Below are 19,549 nucleotides of genomic sequence, written 5' to 3'. Positions count from 1 at the left end.
GCCGTGGGGGACCTCCTGCTGGTCCGCCACGGTGAGACGGAGTGGAGCGTGTCGGGGCAGCACACCAGCTGGACCGACCTGCCCCTCACCCGGCACGGCGAGGAACAGGCCAAGTCCCTCGCTCCGCTCCTCACCGGCCGGACCTACGCGTGGACGCTCACCAGCCCGCTCGGCCGCGCGATACGCACCGCGCATCTCGCGGGCCTCGACGCTGCCGCCCCGGACCCCGACCTGCACGAATGGGACTACGGCGGTTACGAGGGCGTCACCACCGCCCACATCCACCGAACCCGCCCCGACTGGGACCTGTGGACGGACGGCGTGCCGCCCGGCCCCGACGGGCACCCCGGTGAGTCACCCGCCGAGATCGGCCGGCGCGCCGACCGGGTGCTGTCCCGCCTGGACACGGCCCTCGCCGGCGACGAGGGCGACGTGGTTCTCGTCGCGCACGCCCATTTCCTGCGCGTCCTGACCGCCCGCCGGCTGGGCCTGCCACCCGCCGAGGGCCGGCTCTTCCAGCTGGCCACCGGCACCCTCAGCCGCCTGTCGACGGAGCACGGCCGGCCGGTGATCGCGGAGTGGAACAGCAGACCCTAGTGCCGGGTGTGCTGCGCCGCGAGGCGTACCGGCGCGTTCGGGGCGCCGTAACCGTGGTAGCCGGGATCGCGCTGGACCAGTTCGAAGAAGACCCGGCCGACGGTGGCGGTGTAGCAGTGCCGGAAGGCGCCGCCCGCGTCCCGGTCGTAGAGGATGCCGAGGCCGCGGTACGTCTCCAGTTCCCCGTCGGCGAAGTCGTACCGGGCGGCCAGGTCGTCGTAGTAGTTGGCGGGGATGGGCAGCAGACTGCCGCCGGCCGCGCGGAAGCGGCGGGCGGCCGTCACCACGTCGTCGGTGGCCAGGGCGATGTGCTGGGCGTGCGCGCCGTCCTCGGTGGGGGCCGCGCCCACGGTGAGGGCGATGCGGACGCCGCCGTCGGCGCCGGCGACGGCGCGGCTGCGCAGCAGGCCGTGGGGATCGGCGACGTCGACGCTCTCCTGGGCGTCCAGGCCGAGTACGCCGCGGTGGAAGAGGGCGGCCTCGTCGAAGTGGTGCCAGGGCTGGGTGAGGGCGAGGTGGTCGACGCGGGTCACGTGGGTCACGCGGGTGGCGCCGTCGGCCGGCGGGGGGTGCGGCACGTCCGTGAAGTCGGCCCGCCAGTCGGGCAGCGGGGGGCGGCTCGTGGCGCAGAAGAACAGTTCCGTGCCGTCGGGGGCCGCCACCGCCTCGATCGGGGCGTCCCCGGGGGCGCGGCGGCGGGGCAGCACCGGGGCCAGCAGGGCCTCGGCGCGCCGGGCGGCGCCCGCCGGATCGGGTGACTCCAGGCCCACCGCGGCGAGGGCGGTGCCGTCCCGCCGTCCGGCCGCGCCCGTGTTCACCAGGATCCGGGCCTGCCCCTGTTCCCACAGGTCCACCGGCTTGCCGCGGTGGCGGGCCGTACGGACGAAGCCCAGCGCGCCCAGGACGGCCGTGACCGGTTCGGCGTCCGGGGTGAGCAGTTCGGTGAAGGCGACGCCCGTCGGCACCACCGGCGCGGGCGGCTCGGCCACCCCGGCGGCCTCCTGGAGCAGCAGCAGTGAGCGTTGCGCGTCCACGGCCGTCGGGCCGGCGTCCGCCTGCCGGAAGACGTCGTTGAAGACCTCCAGGGACAGCGGGCCGTCGTAGCCGGTACGCAGCACGTGTCCGAGCAGTCCGGCGACGTCGAAGCCGCCCTGCCCGGGGAAGCAGCGGTAGTGGCGGCTCCACTGGAGGACGTCCATGGCGAGCCGGGGCGCGTCCGCGAGCTGGAGGAAGAAGATCTTCTCGCCGGGGATGTCCTCGATGCCCTTGGGGTCGCCGCCCCGGGAGAGGATGTGGAAGCTGTCCAGGCAGGTGCCCAGGGCCGGATGGCCGGCCGCCTCGACGATCCGCCAGGCGTGCTCGTAGGTGTTCACATGACGGCCCCACGCGAGCGCCTCGTAGGCGACACGGATCCCGAAGTCCTGTGCCAGGTCGGCGAGTTCACTCAGCTGCGCGGCGGCCAGCGCGTCGTCGTCCTCGGCGGCCGGACAGACGCTGGAGCACACCAGGACGGTGTCCACGCCGAGTCTGCGCATCAGCTCGAACTTGCGCCGGGCGCGGCGCAGGTTGCGTGCGAACTCACCGGCGGGCACGGCCTCGATGTCGCGCATCGGCTGGTACAGGTCGATGCCCAGGCCGAGGTCGGCGCAGCGGGCGCGGATCGCCTCGGGGGTGAGGGGGCTGGCGAGCAGGTCGTTCTCGAAGATCTCGACGCCGTCGAAGCCCGCCCGGGAGGCGGCGGTGAGTTTCTCGGTGAGGGATCCGCCGAGGCAGACGGTGGCGATGGACGTACGCACGTCGGTTCCTCTCTCTACCGGGTGCCGGCCACGGCACCCGTGAGTTCGGCGAAGTCGTCGAGCATCCGGGCGCTGTCGGGTTCCCGCCCGGTGAACAGCCGGAACGCGTCCGCCGCCTGGAAGACCGCCATGCCGCCGCCGTCGAGGGTGGCGCAGCCCGCCGCCCGGGCGGTGCGCAGCAGCTCGGTGCGCAGCGGGCGGTAGACGACCTCGGCGACCCACAGGCCGGGGCGCAGCAGGGCCGCCGGGAAGGGCAGGCCGGGATGGGCTGCCATGCCGGTGGGGGTGGCGTGCACGATGCCGTCGGCCCGCGTCAGCAGGGCGGGCAGTTCGCCGGGGGCCGCGGCGGTCGACCGGCCCGGGCCGAAGTGCCGGTTCAGGGAGGCGGCGAGGGCGGCGGCACGGTCCTGAGCCGCGTCGACGACGGTGACCAGCCCCGCGCCGAGGGTGAGCGTGGCGTGCGCGACGGCCGCGCCCGCGCCGCCCGCGCCGAGCTGCACGACCCGCTCCAGCGGGGCGTCCGGCAGGCCGCGCGCGAAGGACGCCGCGAATCCGGTGACGTCCGTGTTGTGTCCCGTGGCCCGGCCGTCCTCGCCGAAGACGACCGTGTTGACCGCGCCGAGCGCCTCGGCCCGCGGGGCGAGCGCGTCGAGGTGCTCCAGGACGAGCTGCTTGCACGGGTGGGTGATGTTCAGCCCGTCGAAGCCCAGGTCTCGGGCGGCCCGGACGAGGTCGCCCACCGCCTGGGGGCCGACGCCGAGCGTGTCGATGTCGATGAGCCGGTAGACGTAGCGCAGCCCCTGCCGGTCGGCCTCCCGCTCGTGCAGGGCCGGGCTGAGCGAGGGTCCGATGCCCGCACCGACGAGCCCGACGAGATACGAGTCCCTGGCCACGCAGACCTCCTGCACCGCTTAATGTACGAACCAGTACGTTAGCTATACCAGGCCGACGAGTCCTGGGGAAGACCCGGCGCGGTGCTCCCCCGCCCGGGGAAGAACCCGTGGCGAACATCCCGCCGACACCCCGGGGGCCTGCTTCTACAATCACGGGCACCGGCCCCGCGCCCGCACGGACACTGGCCCTACGCCCGAAGGAACCCGATGACCACCGTCGACGAACCGGCACGCGACAACGGGCGTATCCGTGACGCCGCCCGCACCAGGGCCGAGATCCTCGACGTGGCCACCCAGGAGTTCGCCCGGGCCGGCTACGACGGTGCCCGTGTCGACGAGATCGCCGCCCGCACCCGCACCACCAAGCGGATGATCTACTACTACTTCGGCGGCAAGGAACAGCTGTTCACGGCCGTCCTCGAGCGGGCGTACGGCGTGATCCGCGAGGCCGAGCAGGAACTCGACGTCGAACACCTCGACCCGGTCGCGGCCATCCGGCGCCTGGCCGAACTCACCTTCGACCACCACGAACGGCATCCCGACTTCATCCGCCTGGTCAGCATCGAGAACATCCACGGCGCCGAACACATCGCCGCCTCCGAGAAGCTCGCCAGGATCGGCTCGCCCGCCCTCGAGGTGATCCGCCGCATCCTGGCGTCCGGCCAGGAGTCCGGCCTGTTCACGGCCGACGTCGACGCCGTCGACCTGCACGCGATGATCAGCTCGTTCTGCTTCTTCCGGGTCGCCAACCGGCACACCTTCGGCGCCCTGTTCGGCCGGGACCTGGTCGACCCCGCGCAGCGCGAGCACTACCGCGCCATGCTCGGCGACATGGTGATCGCCTACCTGACGGCGGAGCGCGCGGCCGGCTGACGACGCACGGGCGCAAGCGGCGGAGGTCGTACGGGCACAACCGGCCCGGGGCGCAGGGCACAACCGGCCCGGGGCGCAGGGCACAACCGGCCCGGGGTCACAGGGGGCAACCGACCGGGGTCGTGCCGCAGCACCCCTTGACACCCGGGAAACGCGGACGCAACATCCCTACCCACCGGACTAACTATCCAGTGGGTTAATTAGCCGAGGTCCGGCACCTTCATCTCCCACCTCCGCTCACTCCGCCTACGGTGGAGTCCCCCCGAAGGAGCACGCCGTGTCCGTCCCCGCCGAAGCCGCCGGACAACCGAAAAAGGCGGCCGCCGCCGCCTGGATCGGCAGCGCCCTCGAGTACTACGACTTCTTCGTCTACGGCAGCGCGGCCGCGCTGATCTTCCCGAAGGTGTTCTTCGACGCCTCCGACCCCGCGACCGCGACCCTGCTGTCGCTGGCCACCTTCGGCGTCGCCTACGCCGCCCGTCCCGTCGGGGCGCTCTTCCTCGGGCACGTCGGCGACCGGCTGGGCCGCAAGAAGATCATGGTGTTCACGCTGATCCTGATGGGCCTGTCGACGTTCCTCATCGGCTGTCTGCCCACCCGCGCCCAGGCCGGCTCCCTCGCCCCCGTGCTGCTGGTGCTGTGCCGGGTGCTCCAGGGGATCTCGGCGGCGGGAGAGCAGGCCAGCGCGAGTTCCATGAGCCTGGAACACGCCCCGGAGCACCGGCGCGGCTTCTTCACCAGCTTCACCCTCAGCGGCACCCAGGGCGGCCAGCTGATCGCCACCCTCGTCTTCCTCCTCGTCGCCCAGCTGCCCGACGACCAGTTGCTGTCCTGGGGCTGGCGGGTGCCGTTCTGGCTGAGCGTCGCCGTCGCCGTCGCCGGCTACGTCATCCGGCGCAGGCTCGAGGAGACCCCGGCCTTCACCCGTCAGGCGGCGACCACGGGCGTCGTACGGCTGCCGCTGCTGGTGCTGCTGCGCGAACACTGGCGGGACGTGCTGCGGGTGATCGCGGGTGCCCTCATCGCCTCGGTGAGCACGGTCTTCACGGTGTGGTCGCTGGCCTACGCCACCAGTGACACGGTCGGCATGTCCCGGTCCTCGATGCTGTGGGTGGGCGCTCTCGCCAACCTGGTCGCCCTGGCGGCGATCCCGCTGTGGGCGACGCTGTCCGACCGGATCGGCCGCCGTCCCGTGTACCTGGCCGGCGCGGCCGGCAGCGCGGTGACGATGTTCCTGTACCTGTGGGCGATCTCGGCCGGCTCCTACCCGCTGACCCTGCTGACCGGCGTCCTCGCCTTCGGTGTGGTCTACAGCGCCGCCAACGGCGTGTGGCCCGCCTTCTACGGGGAGATGTTCTCCACCCGGGTCCGGCTGTCCGGCATGGCCATCGGCACGCAGATCGGCTTCGCGGTCGCCGGGTTCGCGGTCACTTTCGCCGCGAAGGTGGCGGGTCCCGGCGGCGACGACTGGTCGGCGGTCGGCCTGTTCACCGCGGCCCTGTGCGTCCCGCCGGTCGTCGCCGCCCTCTCGGCCCGCGAGACCCACCGGGTTCCGACGCGGGCGCTGGGCGAGCGGGCGGGGCGGGAGGCCTCGCGGCCGGAGACAGTGTCGGCCTGAGCCGGAGCCGCTCCCCCGGTCCCCCGGCTCCCGCTGGGCGCGTGCCGGGCGGACCGTCGTGCAGGCGGTCTACGATTCGTGCATACGGTCTACGATTTCGGAATACCGTATGTACGCTCCACCCGCAGCCTCAGCACCAGCCGATGGTCGCGGACCATGGCGGCCCGGTAGTCGTCCCAGTCCGGGTGCTCGCCCCGCACGTCGCGGTAGAGGCGGATCAGCTCCTCCACCGTCTCGTCGTGCGGGTCCCCGGCGACGGGCGAGAGATCGGCGGTGCCCTCGGCGACCGCGTACGCCCACCGGTCGGCGGTGGTGACGTGGTACGAGGCCCTCGGATCCCGGCGCAGATTGCGGGTCTTGGCGCGGTCGTCGGTGAGCGAGACCCGGATGATCCGCTCGTCCGGGTAGTAGGCGTGGTTGACGTTCGACAGCTGGGGCCGGCCGTCGCGCTTGAGGGTGACCAGCACTCCGCTGTTGCCCTCGGAGAGCAGCCCGAGCAGTGCGTTCTGCGTCGCGTCGTGAGTCATGCCTGGATCAACCTCCCCGCCGCACCCGCGCATTCCGGGTAGACACTGTCTACGTCGACTTGGTAGACAGTGTCTATGACCTTGAGCGAGAGTGAACCCGAGCCGGGCCTGCCCACCCGCCTCGTCGACGTCGGCGTGGAACTCGTGGCCGCCGAGGGTGCCGGCGCGCTGACCCTGCGGGAGATCGCCCGCCGGGCCGGGGTCTCGCACGGGGCGCCGCGCCGCTGGTTCCCCACCCATTTGGAACTGCTGTCCGCCATCGCCCGCCGCGGCTTCACCGACCTGGCCGGCCGGGCGGAGGCAGCGCTCGCGGACGCCCCGCCGGACCCGCGCGGGCAGCTGACGGTCCTGGGCCGGGTCTACCTGGACTTCGCTCTGGGCAATCGCGGCATGTACGAGCTGATGTTCCGTCACGATCTGCTGGAGAGCGGTCACTTGGGCCTCCGTGAAACCAGTCTGCCGCTCTTCGGCCTGCTGGCCGAACTGGTGAGCCGGGTTCGTCCGGAGGCCGACGCCCGCCTCGTCGCGGGCGCGTTGTGGGCCAACCTGCACGGCATCGCCCAGCTGTGGGGCTGGGGCAGCCTGCAACTCGCCTCCGGAGGCGCCGACTTCGCCCCCCTTCTGCATACCGCGCTGGACGCCCACCTCGGACCGGAGGAGACGCGGTGAACCGTCCGCTGACGCTGGTGAGCAGCGTGGTCGGCGCCGTGGTCGTCGCCCTGGACGGCACGGTCCTCACGGTCGCCCAGCCCACCCTGCAAAGGGAGTTACACGCCTCCTTCGCCGAGGTGCAGTGGACCAGTACGGCCTATCTGATCGCGGTGGCGAGCCTGCTGGTGTTCGCCGGGCGGCTCGGCGACCGGTACGGGCAGCGGCGGATGTTCGCCTGGGGCATGCTCGGGTTCGGGACCGCGTCGGCGGCCATCGGCCTGGCGCCCGGCGTGGGCTGGGTGATCGCGCTCCGGGCGGCGCAGGGCGTGTTCGGCGCGCTGTTGCAGCCCGCCACGCTGGGGATGCTGCGCACCGCGTTCCCGCCGGATCGCCTCGCGATGCCCCTCGCCGTACGCACCGCCGCGATCGGGCTGGCCGCGGCCGCAGGACCGGTCGTGGGCGGGGCGCTGGTGACGGAGCTCGGCTGGCGGGCGGTGTTCTTCCTCAACGTCCTGCCCTCATGCGGTTTCGGCGCGCTCGCGCTCGCCGCGCGCGACACCGGCGGGGCGCGGCCCGCGGGAGCCCGGCTGGACGTTCCCGGTGCCCTGCTCCTCGCGGTGACGCTCGGCTCTCTGGTGCACGCGCTGGTCCTGCGTCCGGCGTCCGCGCAGACGGTGGCCGGGCTGAGCCTGGCAGCGGTCGCGGGCGCCGCGTTCGTCCGGCACGAGCGGCGGACCGCGTACCCGCTGCTGCCGCCCGAGGTGATCGGCTCGCGGGCGGTCGGGGCAGCGCTGGGTGTCCTGGTGGCCGCGTCGGCCTCACTGTTCGGCACGCTGTTCGCCGTCACGTACGTGCTCCAGGACGGGCTCGGCCTCGACCCCTTCCACAGCGCCCTGCGCAGTCTCCCGCTGGCGGTGCTGATGGTGCTGTCCGCGCCCGGCTGCGCGGTGCTGCTGCGCCGGGTGGGCGCCCGCCGTACGACCGGGGCGGCGATGGCCGTCCTCGCGGCCGGGGTCCTGGTGCTCTCCCGGGCCTCGGGCACGCTGGCGCTGGGCGCCGGATTCGCGCTGCTGGGCGCCGGGTTCGGCACGGTCATGGTGGCGGCCACACACGTCGTCGTACGGCAGGCGGACGCCGGTACGGCCGGAGTGGCGGGCGGATTGCAGCAGACCGCGCTCAACATCGGACCGACCCTGGGCGTGGCCGCGGCGACCTCGCTGCTGGGCGCAGGGACCACACCGGCGCTGACCGTCCTGGCCGCCGTGGCCGCGCTCGGGGCGGTGGCCTGCCGGGCACTGCCCGGGCACCGCGTCGCGTCGATCACACCCCGCCCGGATCCACGGGGGCGGGCCGGCGTTCCTGCGACGATGAGCCCCGACGACGTCGGACGAGATCCGACCACGTCCGACAGGGTCTGACCACGTCCGATGAGGCCGGAGGAGGTCTGAGGTCGTCCCGGTGGGGGTAGGACCGACCACGCCGGGTCGGACATGACCGGAGGAGAACGATGGCACAGCTGCGACAGGAAATCGACCCGGGCGAGGCCGGGCTGGACGCGAAGGCGCTGGACCGCCTCGACCAGTACGTCGCCCACCATGTCGACGAAGGACGCCTCCCCGGATTCCTGGTGGCCGTCTCGCGCGGCGGCCGCGTCGCCCACCTCACCGTGCACGGACACCGCGACCGGGCGGCGGGGCTCCCGGTCGAGCCGGACACCCTGTGGCGGATCTACTCCATGACCAAGCCGGTCACCGCGGTCGCCGTGCTGATGCTGGCCGAGGAGGGCAGGCTGTCGCTGGACGACCCGCTCGAGACCCACCTGCCCGCCTTCGCGAACCCGCGGGTGTACGTCTCCGGCTCAGGCTCCGGCTCCGGATCCGAGGTGACGACCCGCCCGGCCGACGGGCCCGTCCTCCTGCGCCATCTGCTGACCCACACGGCCGGCCTCACCTTCGGCTTCTACTACTCCCACCCCGTCGACGCCCTCTACCGCGAGGCCGGCCTGGAGTCGTCCGTGCCGCCGGGCGCGGACCTGGCCGAGACGATGGACGTGTACGCCCGCCTGCCCCTTCAGTTCGAGCCGGGCACGCAGTGGAACTACTCGGTCGCCTCCAACGTGCTCGGCCGGGTGATCGAGGTGGCCTCCGGCCGTCCTCTCGACCAGTTCCTGGCCGACCGGGTCTTCCGGCCGCTCGGCATGACGGACGCCGGTTTCGAGGTCACGTCCGAACAGTCCGGCAGGCTGGCCGAGTTGTACGGCGAGACCGACACCGGCGGCATCGAGCCGATCCCCGGGCTGCCACTGCACGGCCGCCCCCGCTTCCTGTCCGGCAGCGGCGGCATGGTCGCCTCGGCCCACGACTACCACCGGTTCATGGAGATGCTCCGCCGGGGCGGCGAACTGGACGGCACCCGCCTGATCTCCGCCGAGTCGGTGGCCCTCATGACCAGCAACCACCTCCCCGGCGGCGCCGACCTGCTCGCCTTCGGCGCCCCGGCCCACCAGCAACCCGGCAACGCGGGCGTCGGCTTCGGCTTCAACGTCTCCGTGGTCACCGACCCCGCCCGGACGGTGGCGCCCGTGGGCCTCGGCACGTTCGGCTGGAGCGGCGTGGCGACCACGACCTTTTGGATCGATCCGGGGCGGGACCTGACCGTGCAGTTCATGACCCAGGTGCGTCCCAAGACGCTGAAGATCTTCCCGGAGCTGAAGCGCCTGGTGCACGAGGCTGTCGTCGACTGAATACGATTTCTGTATACGAGCGCGGTATACGACTTCTGTATGCAATCTCTGTATGCGATCTCCGTCGGCTACCGCCCGGTCACACCAAATTGCCCTCCGGGCGCGGGGCGTCGGCCGCGAAGCGGTCGGCGCTCAGCGGGCGGACGTCCAGGAACGGCGTGCGGCCCAGGTACAGGTCGCGGATCACCTCGCCGACGGCGGGTGCCTGGAGGAAGCCGTGGCCGGAAAAGCCGGTCGCATACAAAAATCGGGACACCGAAGACGCCTCGCCGATCAGGGCGTTGTGGTCGGGCGTGTTCTCGTACAGCCCCGCCCAGCCGCCGGTGCGGCGCAGGTCCAGCAGGGCGGGGGCGCGCCGTTCCATGGCCTCGGTGAGGCGGGGGATCCAGCGGTCGTGGGTGTCGGTGGCGAAGCCGGGTGTCTCGTCGGGGTCGGACATGCCGACCAGCAGGCCGGGGCCCTCGGCGTGGAAGTACAGGCTGGTGGTGAAGTCGATCGTCATCGGGAGCGTGGGAGGCAGGCCGGGTACGGCTTCGGTGACGGCGATCTGGCGGCGCAGCGGCTGCACCGGCAGGTCCACTCCGGCCATTGCGCCGACCGCCCGCGACCAGGCGCCTGCCGCGCAGATCACCGTTCCGGTGGCGATGCGGCCCAGGCTCGTGGTGACCGCCGTGATCGTGTCGCCGTGCCGTTCGATGCCGGTGACCTCGGTGTGCCGCAGGATCCGGGCGCCGTGGGCTCGGGCGGCCAGGACGTAGCCGTGGACGACCGCCTCGGGCGTGCAGTGGCCGTCGTCCGGGGACCAGGCGGCGGCCAGCAGTCCGTCGGTGCTGATCAGCGGCGACAGGCGCCGGGCCTCTTCGGGGGCGATGATGCGGCTGGGCACGCCGAGGGAGTTCTGGAGCCGCACGCCCGCCTCGAAGGAGGTCACGTCCTCGGGCGTCGACAGCAGGAAGAGGTAGCCGACGCGGCGCAGCCCGATGTCGTGTCCCGTGTCCTGTTCGAACCGGGCGAAGGCCTCCAGACTGCGGGCGCCCAGTTGGATGTTGAGCTCGTCGGAGAACTGCGCCCGCACTCCGCCGGCCGCCTTCGACGTCGACCCGGCGGCCGGTTCGTCGCGTTCGACGAGGACGACGTCACGGACGCCGGCCCGGGCCAGATGCCAGGCGATGCTGGTGCCGATCACCCCGCCGCCGACGATGACGACCCCGGCCTGCATGGTCACTTGGCGCCTCCGCGGCAGTCGGCGTCCGGGGCCCGGAGAGGAAGAGGACGCCTTCGGTCATGGCCTCTTCTTCCTGTCCGGTTCTCCGGGCTCGTATGCGGGACAGGTGGTTCAGGACAGGTGATTCAGGGACGGGTGATTCAGGACTGGTGCTTCAGGGCTGGTGCTTCAGGACAGGTGGGCGACGGCGTCCAGATGGGGCAGGTGGTGGTCGAGTCGCTCCCGCTTGGTCCGCAGATAGGTGATGTTGCTCTCGCACGGCGGAATCAGCAGCGGCACCGTCTCGGCGACCTGTATGCCGTGCCGTACCAGCGCCTCCCGCTTGCGCGGGTTGTTGGACATCAGGCGGACCGAGTTCACGCCGAGGTCGCGCAGCATCCCGGCGGCGACGCCGTAGTCGCGGGCGTCGACGGGCAGTCCGAGGGCGAGGTTCGCCTCCACGGTGTCCAGGCCTTCCGCCTGGAGGGCCATCGCGCGCAGCTTGGCGAGCAGGCCGATGCCACGGCCCTCATGCCCTCTCAAGTAGACGACGATGCCGCTGCCTTCGGCGACGACCGCGCGCAGCGCGGAGTCCAGCTGGTCGCCGCACTCGCAGTGCTGGGAGCCGAACGCGTCGCCGGTCAGGCACTCCGAGTGCAGCCGGACGAGCACGCCCTCGGAACCGATCTCGCCGTGGACCAGGGCCACTTGCTCGTCACCGCGGTCGTGGTCCAGGTAGCCGACCGCCTGGAATTTCCCGTACACCGTGGGCAGTGGCGCATTGACGACGCGTTCCACACCCGTACGCTGCGGTGCCTTCTTACCGAGTACGCCGATGTTATCTGTCATGATCTGATTCCTAAAGCAGAGACGAAAGGCCGTGAAGAAATGAGTGGTTCGGGCGCGGGTGGGGCGACGTACGGTACACGGGGCCCGCTGCCGGCGGACACCACGGAAGATGTACGGGCGCGGGCGGCGGGCGTCTCAGCACAGGTGGCCGTCCTTCCTGTCGGCAGTTTCGAGCAGCACGGCCCCTACCTTCCGTTGGCGACCGACACCCTGGTCGCCTGTGCCATCGCCCGGGAGATCGCCGCGGCGCACCCGGTGCACCTCCTTCCTCCGGTGACGGTCGCCTGCTCGCACGAGCATGCGGCCTGGCCAGGGACCGTGAGCATCTCCTCGGTGACCCTGCATGCGGTGGTACGGGACATCGCGGCGTCGCTGCGCCGCTCGGGTGTCGACGCGCTCGTCGTGGTGAACGGGCACGGTGGCAACTACGTGCTGGGCAACGTGGTTCAGGAGGCGTCCGCGCGGGGGGAGCGGATGGCGCTGTTCCCGGCCGCGGAGGACTGGGAGGAGGCGCGGGAGCGGGCCGGGGTGCTCACCTCGCTGCTCACCGACATGCACGCGGGGGAAATCGAGACGTCCATTCTGCTGCACGCTCATCCCGAATATGTCCGTCCTGGTTACGAGTCCGCCGATTTCACCGCGGACGACCGCCGTCATCTGCTCACCGTGGGAATGTCCGCCTATACCGAATCGGGTGTCATCGGCCGTCCTTCCCTGGGTTCGGCGGAAAAGGGGAAGGAACTGCTGGCGAGCCTCGTCGAATCCTTCGGGGCGTACCTGGAGTTGCTGACCTCGCCGGAGCCGGAGGACGCCTCCGGCAGCGGGCGCGCGTAGCGGCCGCGGAGTCCGGTGTACCACCGGGCGACGAGGACGAGCGCGCCGGGCAGGGCGGCGACGAAGCTCAGCACGCCGTACACCACGGCGACGGCCAGTCCGCTGCTCGCGCCCAGCCCGGCCGCGCCGAACGCCCAGGCGGTGGCGCCCTCCCGGGGGCCGAAGCCGCCGACGTTCAACGGCAGGCCCATGGCGATCAGGGCGAGCACCGCGAGCGGCAGCAGCACCGGTACGGAGGCGCCGGATCCGGCGACCCGGGCCGCGACGACGAACATCGCGAGGTGTCCGGCCAGGACGACGACGGAGGACAGCGCGACGCCCGGACCGTTGCGGCGCGACAGGAGCGCACGGCGGGCCTCGACGAGGCCGGCGCGGCGGGTGCCCCGGCGCGAGGGGGCGCGGTTCATGCGGACCGCGAGGACGACGGCGAGCGCGCCCAGTGCGGCGAAGACGGCCGGCAGGGCGAAGCTGCGGGCGTCGGCCCGTACCGGCGAGGGCAGCGTCAGCAGCGCCGCCCCGCCGATCAGGGCCAGCGCGACCTGGCCCGCGACGCGCTCCAGCACGACCGCCCGGACGCCGCGTCCCATGTCGCCGGCGCTCTGCCCGTGGCGCACCGCCCGGTGCACGTCGCCGAGGACGCCGCCGGGCAGGGCCGCGTTCAGGAACAGCGCCCGGTAGTAGTCGGCGACGGCCGCCCCGAGCGGCAGCCGGATCCCGAGGCCGCGGGCGACCAACTGCCAGCGCCAGGCGCTGAACACCGTGGTGACGACGCCGATTCCCAGCGACACGAGCAGCGTTGGGCCGTCGATCCGCCGCAGCCCGTCGAGGAACACGCCCGTGCCCAGCCGCCACAGCAGGACGACGAGGATGACGACACCTGCGACGGTGCCGAAGTGGGTGCGCACGGCGGGCGTGTTGAGGCGTGCGAGGAAGGAACGCGCGCCGGAACGGGGGACGGAGGAGACGTCAGGACCGGTGGATTGCGGGGGCACCGGGACGGGGTCCGGCGTGTGGGGGGAGGGCGCCGCGGCGTCGGGCACCCGCACGGCCGTCGCGACCGCCGGGGACACGGCCCCGGTTCCCGCGGACCTGCGCACGCGGGTGCGTGCGGTCCGGGTGCGTACGGTCGTGGTCGGCTGCACGCGCGCGTGGGTGGCCGCACGGGCCGTCCGCGGCTTCGTGGCACCGTACGCCTGCGCGGACCTGGCGGTGCCGGCTCGCGCGGTCCGGGCGGCGCCCGGCCGTGTGGCGCGGGCGCTGGCCGCGAGCGTCGTCCGCGCGCTCGCCGGACGCGTGGCCGCGGCGTTCCCCGTCTGCGGGGCCCCCGCGCTCACGCGGCGCCGCCCGTCGGCCTCGGCAGTGCCAGCAGGTCGCTGTGGTGGACGGTGACGCGCAGTTCGCCGGCGGCGCAGGCGGCCAGGCGCTCCTGGAGGTAGCGTTCGGCGCGTTCGCCGAGTTCGGGGCGCTGTTCGACGGCCGCGCCGACCCAGCCGCGCAGCCACTGGGCGGTCAGTTCGGCGTCGTCGGGGCCCAGTCGCCAGGGGCTGGGGTTGACCCGTACGGTCGCGCCGCGCTCTCCGAAGGCCTCGACCGCCACGGTGACGGCGTCGGGGCCGAGCAGGCCGCCGCGCCGCTGGTGGGCGTTGAAGGCCTCGGCGATCTCGGTGTCCAGCGGGTCGGACGGGGTGAGTTCGACGCGGCCGGCGACGGACAGGGTCAGCAGGGCCGGGCAGCCGGTGCCGACGCAGGCCTCCGCGAGGGCTTCGATCTCGTCGCGGGTGAGGACGTCGAGCAGTGCGGAGGCGGTCACCAGGGAGGCGCCGGACAGGGCGTCCGGGGTGAGCCGGGCGACGTCGGCGCGCCGGGTCTCGACGGTGACCCGGCTGCCGTCGGCGGCCGCCCGGGGGGAGGCGACGGCGGCGAAGTGCAGCAGGTAGGGGTCGCGGTCGTGCAGGATCCAGTGCTGGGCGCCGTCCAGGCGGGGCGCGAGCCAGCGGCCCATGGAGCCGGTGCCGCAGCCCAGGTCGTGCACGACCAGGCTCCCGCACCGGCCCGGCAGGTTGGCCAGCCGGATCCGCAGCGGGTCGAGCAGGTCGTGGGCCCGGGCCGCCCCGTCGGCTCCTTCGCGCAGCTGGAGCCACTCGGGCGCGTACCGGGGCGGTTCCTCCTCCGACTCCGACCCGGCGTCCCTGAGCCGTACGGTGGCCCGCTCGCCGGGGCGGGCGACGGGGCCCGCGCCGGCGATCACGCCGGACGGTCCGGGCTCGCCGGCGGTGTCGTGCCGCGGTGCGGGTTCCGTCATGTCCGTGGCCCTGTCGGTCGTACTGTCCGGCGCACTGCCCGTCGCCGTATTGCCTGCCGCGTCCGAGACGGTCCTGGGGCCGGGCTGGGCCGGGATGCCGTCGGTCGTCGTGGTGGTGGTCCGGCTCATGCCGCCCTCCGGGGTTCGTCGGGGAGTCGCAGCAGGACTCCGGCCAGGCTGCGGGCGGTGGCCGCCCAGCCGCCGAGTGCCGCGCGGCGGCCGCGGGCCGCTGCCTTCAGCCGGCGGCGCACGTCGGCCTCGCCGAACCAGCCGCGCAGTTCGGCGGCGAGGGCGGCGGGGTCCTCCGGCGGTACGAGGATGCCGGGCACGCCGCCGTCGGGGGCGCGGCCGACCGCCTCGGGCAGCCCGCCGACGTCGGTGGCCAGTACGGGGATGCCGCGCGCGAGGGCCTCGGTGACCGCCATGCCGTAGGTCTCGGCGTAGGAGGTGAGGACCATCAGGTCGGCGGTGGCGTAGCTGGCGTCGAGGTCGGCGCCGGAGCGCGGGCCGGCCAGGTGCAGGCGGTCGCTCAGGCCGTGCCGCTCGATGAGGGCGCGCAGGTGGGCGACGTACTCGGGGTCCTGGCTGAGGCCGCCCACGCAGGTGCAGGTCCACGGCAGGTCCCGTACCGCGGCGAGGGCCTCGACCAGCCGGTGCTGGCCCTTGCGCGGGGTGACCGCGGCCACGCACACCAGGTGGGAGACGCCGTCGGTGCCGGGGGCGAGGGGGGCGATGTCGGCGCCGGGGGCGGCGACGTGCACCCGTTCGGGGGCGAGGCCGTGGTGGGAGACGAGGCGGCGCACCGCCCAGTCGCTGGTGGCGATCACCGCAGGCACCGCCCGCAGCACCGCCCTCTCCCGGGCGTCGAGGTCGGCGGCGACGGACGGCTCGAGGCCGGTCTCGTCGCCGAGCGGCAGGTGCACCAGAACGGCAAGGCGCAGCCGTTCGGCCTCGGGGACGACGATCTCGGGGACGCCGCAGGCGACCAGGCCGTCGAGCAGGACGACCGCGCCGTCGGGCAGTTCCCGCAGGGTGCGGGCGAGCGCGTCACGGGCGGCGGCGCCGGGGCGGGGCCAGGCACCGTCCACGGGGTGCTTGGTGACCTGCCAGCCGAAGCCGGGCAGGTCCAGGCAGACCCGCCGGTCGTAGGCGTTGCCGCCGCTGGGGTTGGCCGGGTCGTCGACGCCGCCCGGCAGGACGAAGTGGACGGTGCGCAGGGACATGGGGATGATCCCGACGTTGTTCAGGGCCTCGCGCTGGGCGGGCACGTAGGCGAGGGCCGGGCCCCGGCCGATGGTCGTGTCGGTCACAGGGCACGCTCGTAACTCGCCCAGGCGATGTGCGACTCGTGCAGGGTGACCGTGATGCCCGCCAGGCCCCGGGCGCCCTCGCCGAGGGCGCCCTTGTGGACGCGTTCGGCGAGCCGGTCGGCGATGACCTTGGCGAGGAACTCGGTGGAGGTGTTGATGCCGGCGAAGTCGGGCTCGTTGTCGAGGTTGCGGTAGTTCAGCTCGCTCACCACGGCACCCAGTTCCTGGGTGGCCAGCCCGATGTCGACGACGATGTTGTCGTCGTCCAGCTGTTCGCGCCGGAACGTGGCGTCCACCAGGAAGGTGGCGCCGTGCAGCCGCTGGGCGGGCCCGAACACCTCGCCGCGGAAGCTGTGGGCGATCATGATGTGATCGCGGACGGTGATGCTGAACAAGTGACGACCCTCCAGGTGCGGCGCGTCCGGCTCCCCGGCCATTCCCTGCCGGGGGATGCCGTGTAGTACGGCTCTTCGCTTCCCCTTGTTCAGCCGTTCCTCACTCTTTTCTCAGGTCAGGCGCTCTTGCCGGGCCACGGGTCGTCCGGGATCGGACAACCCGTCAGTCGTCCTCGGCGTACCGCACCCGGTGGCACAGTGCCGGGATCTGCCCGGAGGCGAGCCCGGGCAGCACGTCGGGGAGCTCCTCGAACGCGGACTCACCGGTGACGAGCGCGTCCAGGGCGGGGTCGGCGAGCAGGTCGAGGGCGAGGGCGAGCCGGTCGGCGTAGGTGCGGCGGCGGCGGGCCGGGGAGACGGTGCCGACCTGGCTGCTGCGCACGGTCAGCCGCCGGGAGTGGAAGGCCTCGCCGAGCGGGAGGCTGACCCGCCGGTCGCCGTACCAGCTCAGTTCGACGACGGTGCCTTCGGGGGCGAGGAGTTCCAGCGACCGGGTCAGGCCCGCTTCGGTGGCGCTGGCGTGGACGACCAGGTCGCAGTCGCCGAGGGCGTCCGCGGGCGAGGCGAAGCCGGCGCCGAGCGCCTCGGCGGTCTTCGCGCGCGCGGGGTCGGCGTCGACGAGTTGCAGCCGTACGCCGGGGAAACGGGCCAGCAGGGCGGCGACCGAGCAGCCGACCATGCCGCCGCCGACCACGGCGATCCGGTCGCCGACCAGCGGGGCCGCGTCCCACAGGGCGTTCACGGCCGTCTCGACGGTGCCGGCGAGGACGGCCCGGTGCGCGGGCACGTGGTCGGGCACCACGGTCACGGCGCTCGCCGGGACGACGTAACGGGTCTGGTGCGGATACAGGCAGAAGACGGTGCGGCCGACCAGTTCCCCGGGCCCCTCCTCGACGACACCGACGCTGAGGTAGCCGTACTTCACCGGGCCGGGGAACTCGCCCTCCTGGAACGGCGCCCGCATGGCGGCGTGCTGACTGACCGGCACCCCGCCGCGGAAGACGAGCGTCTCCGTGCCACGGCTCACCCCGGAGTACAGCGCGCGGACCAGCACCTCGCCCTCGGCGGGTGCCGCGAGCGTCTCCTCGCGGATCTCTCCGTTCCCCGGCGAGGCGAGCCAAAACGCGCGGGCCGAGTGGTTCATCGGCATCCTCCTGAACGATCGGGAACTTGTCCACGTACCGAGGTGTGCACAGGGAGATGTGCACAGGCCGCGCACAGTACGCGGCGTTGATCGACTCTGTCACTCGGCCGGAGGATGTGCGGTGGCCCTGAACAACACGTACGACGCGAGGCTGGTCCAGCAGGAGACCGCTGTGGGAGCGGGCGTCCAGATCCTGCTGCTGGCCCTGCTGGGCTCTGCCATCGGGATGGGGCCGGCCGGCTGGCTGACGGGCCTGGTGTTCGCGATCGCCACCTGGGCGGTGCTCTCCCGGGCGCTGCACCGCTCCCGGCTGCGCTCCTTCGGGCCCGCCAACCGCGTCACCCTCGGCCGGGCCACCCTGGTCGGCGGGGTGACCGCGCTGGTCGCGGACTCCTTCGAGAGTTCCCCGCCGGTCACGCTGCTGGTCGGCCTGACCGCCGTCGCCCTGATCCTGGACGGCGTGGACGGCAAGGTGGCCCGCCGCACGGGCACGTCGACGGCGCTGGGCGCCCGCTTCGACATGGAGGTGGACGCGTTCCTGATCCTGGTGCTGAGCGTGTACGTGGCCATGCAGCTCGGCCCGTGGGTGCTGCTGATCGGCGGTATGCGGTATGCGTTCGTCGCCGCCGCCCGGATCCTGCCCTGGCTGAACGCGCCGCTGCCGCCGTCCTTCGCCCGCAAGACGGTCGCCGCGACGCAGGGCGTCTGCCTGCTGCTGGCCGGCGCGGAACTGCTGCCGCACGCCGCCAACCTGGGGATCGCGATGCTGGCGCTGGGGTCGCTGCTGTGGTCGTTCGGACGGGACGTGCACTGGCTGTACCGGACGTCCCGGACGAGCCCGGTGACGCCGATGGAGGAGCGGGCGCAGGCGCTGGTGCAGGAGCAGGCGCCGGTGCAGGAGCAGGCGGGCGCGGAGGAGCAGCTGCTGGAGCCCGCGCTGCGGTGAACCGCTCCGGCAGACGTGCGAAAGGGCCCCGGACCATCGACTGGTCAGGGGCCCTTCGCCTGTGCGGTGCTACGAGCGCTGTGCTACGGGCACTGCGCCGTGCGCGGTGCTACGGCCGTGCGGACCGGCCGCGTACGAGGGCGAAGGCCGCCGCCGCGAGGCCGAGCACGCCGACGATCAGGCCCGCGACGCCGAGGCCGCGCGCCGTCGAGTCGCTGCTGGAGGCGGCGGCCGACTTGGTGCCGGCGGAGCTCTTGGCGTCCGAGGACCCGGTGTTGCCGCTCGCCGAGGAGCTGCCGTCGTCCTCGGCCGCGCCCTTGGCGGTGAGCTTCAGCGCCGGCGCCGGGTTCTCCGGTTCGTCCGCGCCTTCCGCGGGCTGCTCGATCCAGCGGACCGTCTTGCCGTCGGAGTACGTCTGAAGGGTTTTGAAGGTCAGCTGGTCGGTGTCGTCGGGCAGCTGGCCGAAGGCGATGTCGAAGTCCTCGAAGTGCCCGGCGGTGATCTTGCCGCCGGTGAAGGTGACCTCGGAGGCGGCCTCGGTGATGGTGCCGTCGTCGGTCTTCACCGGCTTCTTGAGCTTGCTGGTGGTCACCTTGGCGGTCCAGCCGTCCCGCGGGGAGACCAGGACGCCGAGGACGGGGTGGTCGGTGGGGAGGAAGACCTGCACCTTGGTGGTGGCGGCGCTGTTCTCCTCGTTGGGCACGCGGAAGGTCAGCACACAGTCCGTGGCCCCCTTGGCGTAGCTCTCGGGGTGCACGGTGACGTGCGCGGAGGCGGCTCCCGCGGCGGCGAGGACACCGGCGGCGGCGAGAACGGTGACGAGCCCGGCGCGGCGCGCGCTCCTGGACGTGCGGGTGGACATGCGGG

The 19,549-nt window shown here is 73.2% G+C and carries 18 protein-coding genes and 1 pseudogene; 8 read left to right on the top strand and 11 right to left on the bottom strand.

Annotation, left to right across the window (positions count from 1 at the left end; genetic code table 11):
- Positions 1-3 precede the first annotated feature (3 nt).
- Positions 4-597 carry a histidine phosphatase family protein gene (locus ACFY01_RS26495; protein ID WP_390738221.1) on the top strand — a complete coding sequence of 198 codons (594 nt, stop codon included), beginning with the start codon at positions 4-6 and terminating at the stop codon, positions 595-597.
- On the opposite strand, the gene ACFY01_RS26490 is transcribed toward ACFY01_RS26495, so the two are convergent.
- Both ACFY01_RS26490 and ACFY01_RS26485 read right to left on the bottom strand, forming a co-directional pair.
- Positions 594-2,393 carry a bifunctional sugar phosphate isomerase/epimerase/4-hydroxyphenylpyruvate dioxygenase family protein gene (locus ACFY01_RS26490; RefSeq protein WP_390738220.1) on the bottom strand — a complete coding sequence of 600 codons (1,800 nt, stop codon included), beginning with the start codon at positions 2,391-2,393 and terminating at the stop codon, positions 594-596. The two genes, ACFY01_RS26495 and ACFY01_RS26490, sit on opposite strands and share 4 nt — an antisense overlap.
- A 14-nt stretch (positions 2,394-2,407) precedes the next feature.
- Positions 2,408-3,286, bottom strand: a complete 879-nt coding sequence (locus ACFY01_RS26485) for a shikimate dehydrogenase (protein WP_390738219.1) — start codon at positions 3,284-3,286, stop codon at positions 2,408-2,410.
- A gap of 207 nt (positions 3,287-3,493) precedes the next feature.
- On the opposite strand from ACFY01_RS26485, the gene ACFY01_RS26480 reads away from it, so the two are divergent.
- Entirely contained in the window at positions 3,494-4,159 is a 666-nt protein-coding gene (locus ACFY01_RS26480) for a TetR family transcriptional regulator (RefSeq protein WP_390738218.1), read from the top strand.
- A 277-nt stretch (positions 4,160-4,436) separates the two neighbouring features.
- Positions 4,437-5,777: an MFS transporter gene (locus ACFY01_RS26475; RefSeq protein WP_390738217.1), complete on the top strand. Its 1,341-nt coding sequence runs from the start codon at positions 4,437-4,439 to the stop codon at positions 5,775-5,777.
- A gap of 89 nt (positions 5,778-5,866) precedes the next feature.
- Here the strand turns inward: ACFY01_RS26475 and ACFY01_RS26470 are convergent, their stop codons facing one another.
- Positions 5,867-6,304, bottom strand: a complete 438-nt coding sequence (locus ACFY01_RS26470) for a PPOX class F420-dependent oxidoreductase (protein ID WP_390738216.1) — start codon at positions 6,302-6,304, stop codon at positions 5,867-5,869.
- 75 nt (positions 6,305-6,379) lie between these two features.
- Here ACFY01_RS26470 and ACFY01_RS26465 point away from each other — a divergent pair, with 75 nt between their 5' ends.
- The 3 genes from ACFY01_RS26465 (at position 6,380) to ACFY01_RS26455 (ending at position 9,698) form a co-directional block, all read left to right on the top strand.
- Positions 6,380-6,973: a TetR/AcrR family transcriptional regulator gene (locus ACFY01_RS26465; protein WP_390738215.1), complete on the top strand. Its 594-nt coding sequence runs from the start codon at positions 6,380-6,382 to the stop codon at positions 6,971-6,973.
- Positions 6,970-8,373 (top strand): MFS transporter, encoded by a 1,404-nt coding sequence (locus ACFY01_RS26460; protein ID WP_390738214.1) that lies wholly within the window; start codon positions 6,970-6,972, stop codon positions 8,371-8,373. Before ACFY01_RS26465 ends, ACFY01_RS26460 begins: the two co-directional genes overlap by 4 nt.
- Positions 8,374-8,462: 89 nt before the next feature.
- Entirely contained in the window at positions 8,463-9,698 is a 1,236-nt protein-coding gene (locus tag ACFY01_RS26455) for a serine hydrolase domain-containing protein (RefSeq protein ID WP_390738213.1), read from the top strand.
- 79 nt (positions 9,699-9,777) lie between these two features.
- Here ACFY01_RS26455 and ACFY01_RS26450 read toward each other — a convergent pair whose 3' ends face one another.
- Complete coding sequence (locus tag ACFY01_RS26450) at positions 9,778-10,917, bottom strand: NAD(P)/FAD-dependent oxidoreductase (protein WP_390738255.1); 1,140 nt, start codon at positions 10,915-10,917, stop codon at positions 9,778-9,780.
- Positions 10,918-11,091: 174 nt separating this feature from the next.
- Positions 11,092-11,751 (bottom strand): GTP cyclohydrolase II, encoded by a 660-nt coding sequence (gene ribA, locus ACFY01_RS26445; RefSeq protein WP_390738212.1) that lies wholly within the window; start codon positions 11,749-11,751, stop codon positions 11,092-11,094.
- A gap of 39 nt (positions 11,752-11,790) precedes the next feature.
- Between ribA and ACFY01_RS26440 the strand changes: the two genes are divergently transcribed.
- Positions 11,791-12,585, top strand: coding sequence for a creatininase family protein (locus ACFY01_RS26440; protein WP_390738211.1), 795 nt, complete (start codon positions 11,791-11,793; stop codon positions 12,583-12,585).
- A gap of 56 nt (positions 12,586-12,641) precedes the next feature.
- Here the strand turns inward: ACFY01_RS26440 and ACFY01_RS26435 are convergent.
- The 5 genes and pseudogenes from ACFY01_RS26435 to ACFY01_RS26415 all read right to left on the bottom strand — a co-directional run.
- Positions 12,642-13,490: pseudogene (locus tag ACFY01_RS26435) on the bottom strand (lysylphosphatidylglycerol synthase transmembrane domain-containing protein); the annotation flags it as partial.
- A gap of 425 nt (positions 13,491-13,915) precedes the next feature.
- Positions 13,916-15,016: a class I SAM-dependent methyltransferase gene (locus ACFY01_RS26430; protein ID WP_390738210.1), complete on the bottom strand. Its 1,101-nt coding sequence runs from the start codon at positions 15,014-15,016 to the stop codon at positions 13,916-13,918.
- Complete coding sequence (locus ACFY01_RS26425; RefSeq protein WP_390738209.1) at positions 15,013-16,197, bottom strand: glycosyltransferase family 4 protein; 1,185 nt, start codon at positions 16,195-16,197, stop codon at positions 15,013-15,015. Before ACFY01_RS26425 ends, ACFY01_RS26430 begins: the two co-directional genes overlap by 4 nt.
- The gene (locus tag ACFY01_RS26420; RefSeq protein ID WP_390738208.1) at positions 16,194-16,592 is read right to left on the bottom strand and encodes a 6-pyruvoyl tetrahydropterin synthase family protein; all 399 of its coding nucleotides are present in this window, start codon (positions 16,590-16,592) and stop codon (positions 16,194-16,196) included. The genes ACFY01_RS26425 and ACFY01_RS26420 overlap by 4 nt, the downstream gene beginning before the upstream one ends.
- Before the next feature lie 163 nt (positions 16,593-16,755).
- Positions 16,756-17,736 (bottom strand): zinc-binding alcohol dehydrogenase, encoded by a 981-nt coding sequence (locus tag ACFY01_RS26415; protein WP_390738207.1) that lies wholly within the window; start codon positions 17,734-17,736, stop codon positions 16,756-16,758.
- Positions 17,737-17,857: 121 nt separating this feature from the next.
- Between ACFY01_RS26415 and ACFY01_RS26410 the strand changes: the two genes are divergently transcribed.
- Entirely contained in the window at positions 17,858-18,682 is an 825-nt protein-coding gene (locus ACFY01_RS26410) for a CDP-alcohol phosphatidyltransferase family protein (RefSeq protein WP_390738206.1), read from the top strand.
- 109 nt (positions 18,683-18,791) lie between these two features.
- Here ACFY01_RS26410 and ACFY01_RS26405 read toward each other — a convergent pair whose 3' ends face one another.
- On the bottom strand, positions 18,792-19,544 hold the full coding sequence (locus tag ACFY01_RS26405; RefSeq protein ID WP_390738254.1) for a YcnI family protein: 753 nt from the start codon (positions 19,542-19,544) through the stop codon (positions 18,792-18,794).
- Positions 19,545-19,549 lie beyond the last annotated feature (5 nt).

This window comes from Streptomyces sp. NPDC001480 (genome assembly GCF_042894725.1).
Classification (GTDB): domain Bacteria; phylum Actinomycetota; class Actinomycetes; order Streptomycetales; family Streptomycetaceae; genus Streptomyces.
This window is presented reverse-complemented; position numbering and strand designations above follow the sequence as displayed.

Coding starts and splice junctions, on each gene's coding strand:
- ACFY01_RS26480 (WP_390738218.1), top strand. CDS start 3,494: ATGACCACCGTCGACGAACCGGCACGCGACAACGGGCGTATCCGTGAC.
- ACFY01_RS26470 (WP_390738216.1), bottom strand. CDS start 6,304: ATGACTCACGACGCGACGCAGAACGCACTGCTCGGGCTGCTCTCCGAG.
- ACFY01_RS26465 (WP_390738215.1), top strand. CDS start 6,380: ATGACCTTGAGCGAGAGTGAACCCGAGCCGGGCCTGCCCACCCGCCTC.
- ACFY01_RS26455 (WP_390738213.1), top strand. CDS start 8,463: ATGGCACAGCTGCGACAGGAAATCGACCCGGGCGAGGCCGGGCTGGAC.
- ACFY01_RS26450 (WP_390738255.1), bottom strand. CDS start 10,917: ATGCAGGCCGGGGTCGTCATCGTCGGCGGCGGGGTGATCGGCACCAGC.
- ribA (WP_390738212.1), bottom strand. CDS start 11,751: ATGACAGATAACATCGGCGTACTCGGTAAGAAGGCACCGCAGCGTACG.
- ACFY01_RS26440 (WP_390738211.1), top strand. CDS start 11,791: ATGAGTGGTTCGGGCGCGGGTGGGGCGACGTACGGTACACGGGGCCCG.
- ACFY01_RS26430 (WP_390738210.1), bottom strand. CDS start 15,016: ATGAGCCGGACCACCACCACGACGACCGACGGCATCCCGGCCCAGCCC.
- ACFY01_RS26415 (WP_390738207.1), bottom strand. CDS start 17,736: ATGAACCACTCGGCCCGCGCGTTTTGGCTCGCCTCGCCGGGGAACGGA.
- ACFY01_RS26405 (WP_390738254.1), bottom strand. CDS start 19,544: ATGTCCACCCGCACGTCCAGGAGCGCGCGCCGCGCCGGGCTCGTCACC.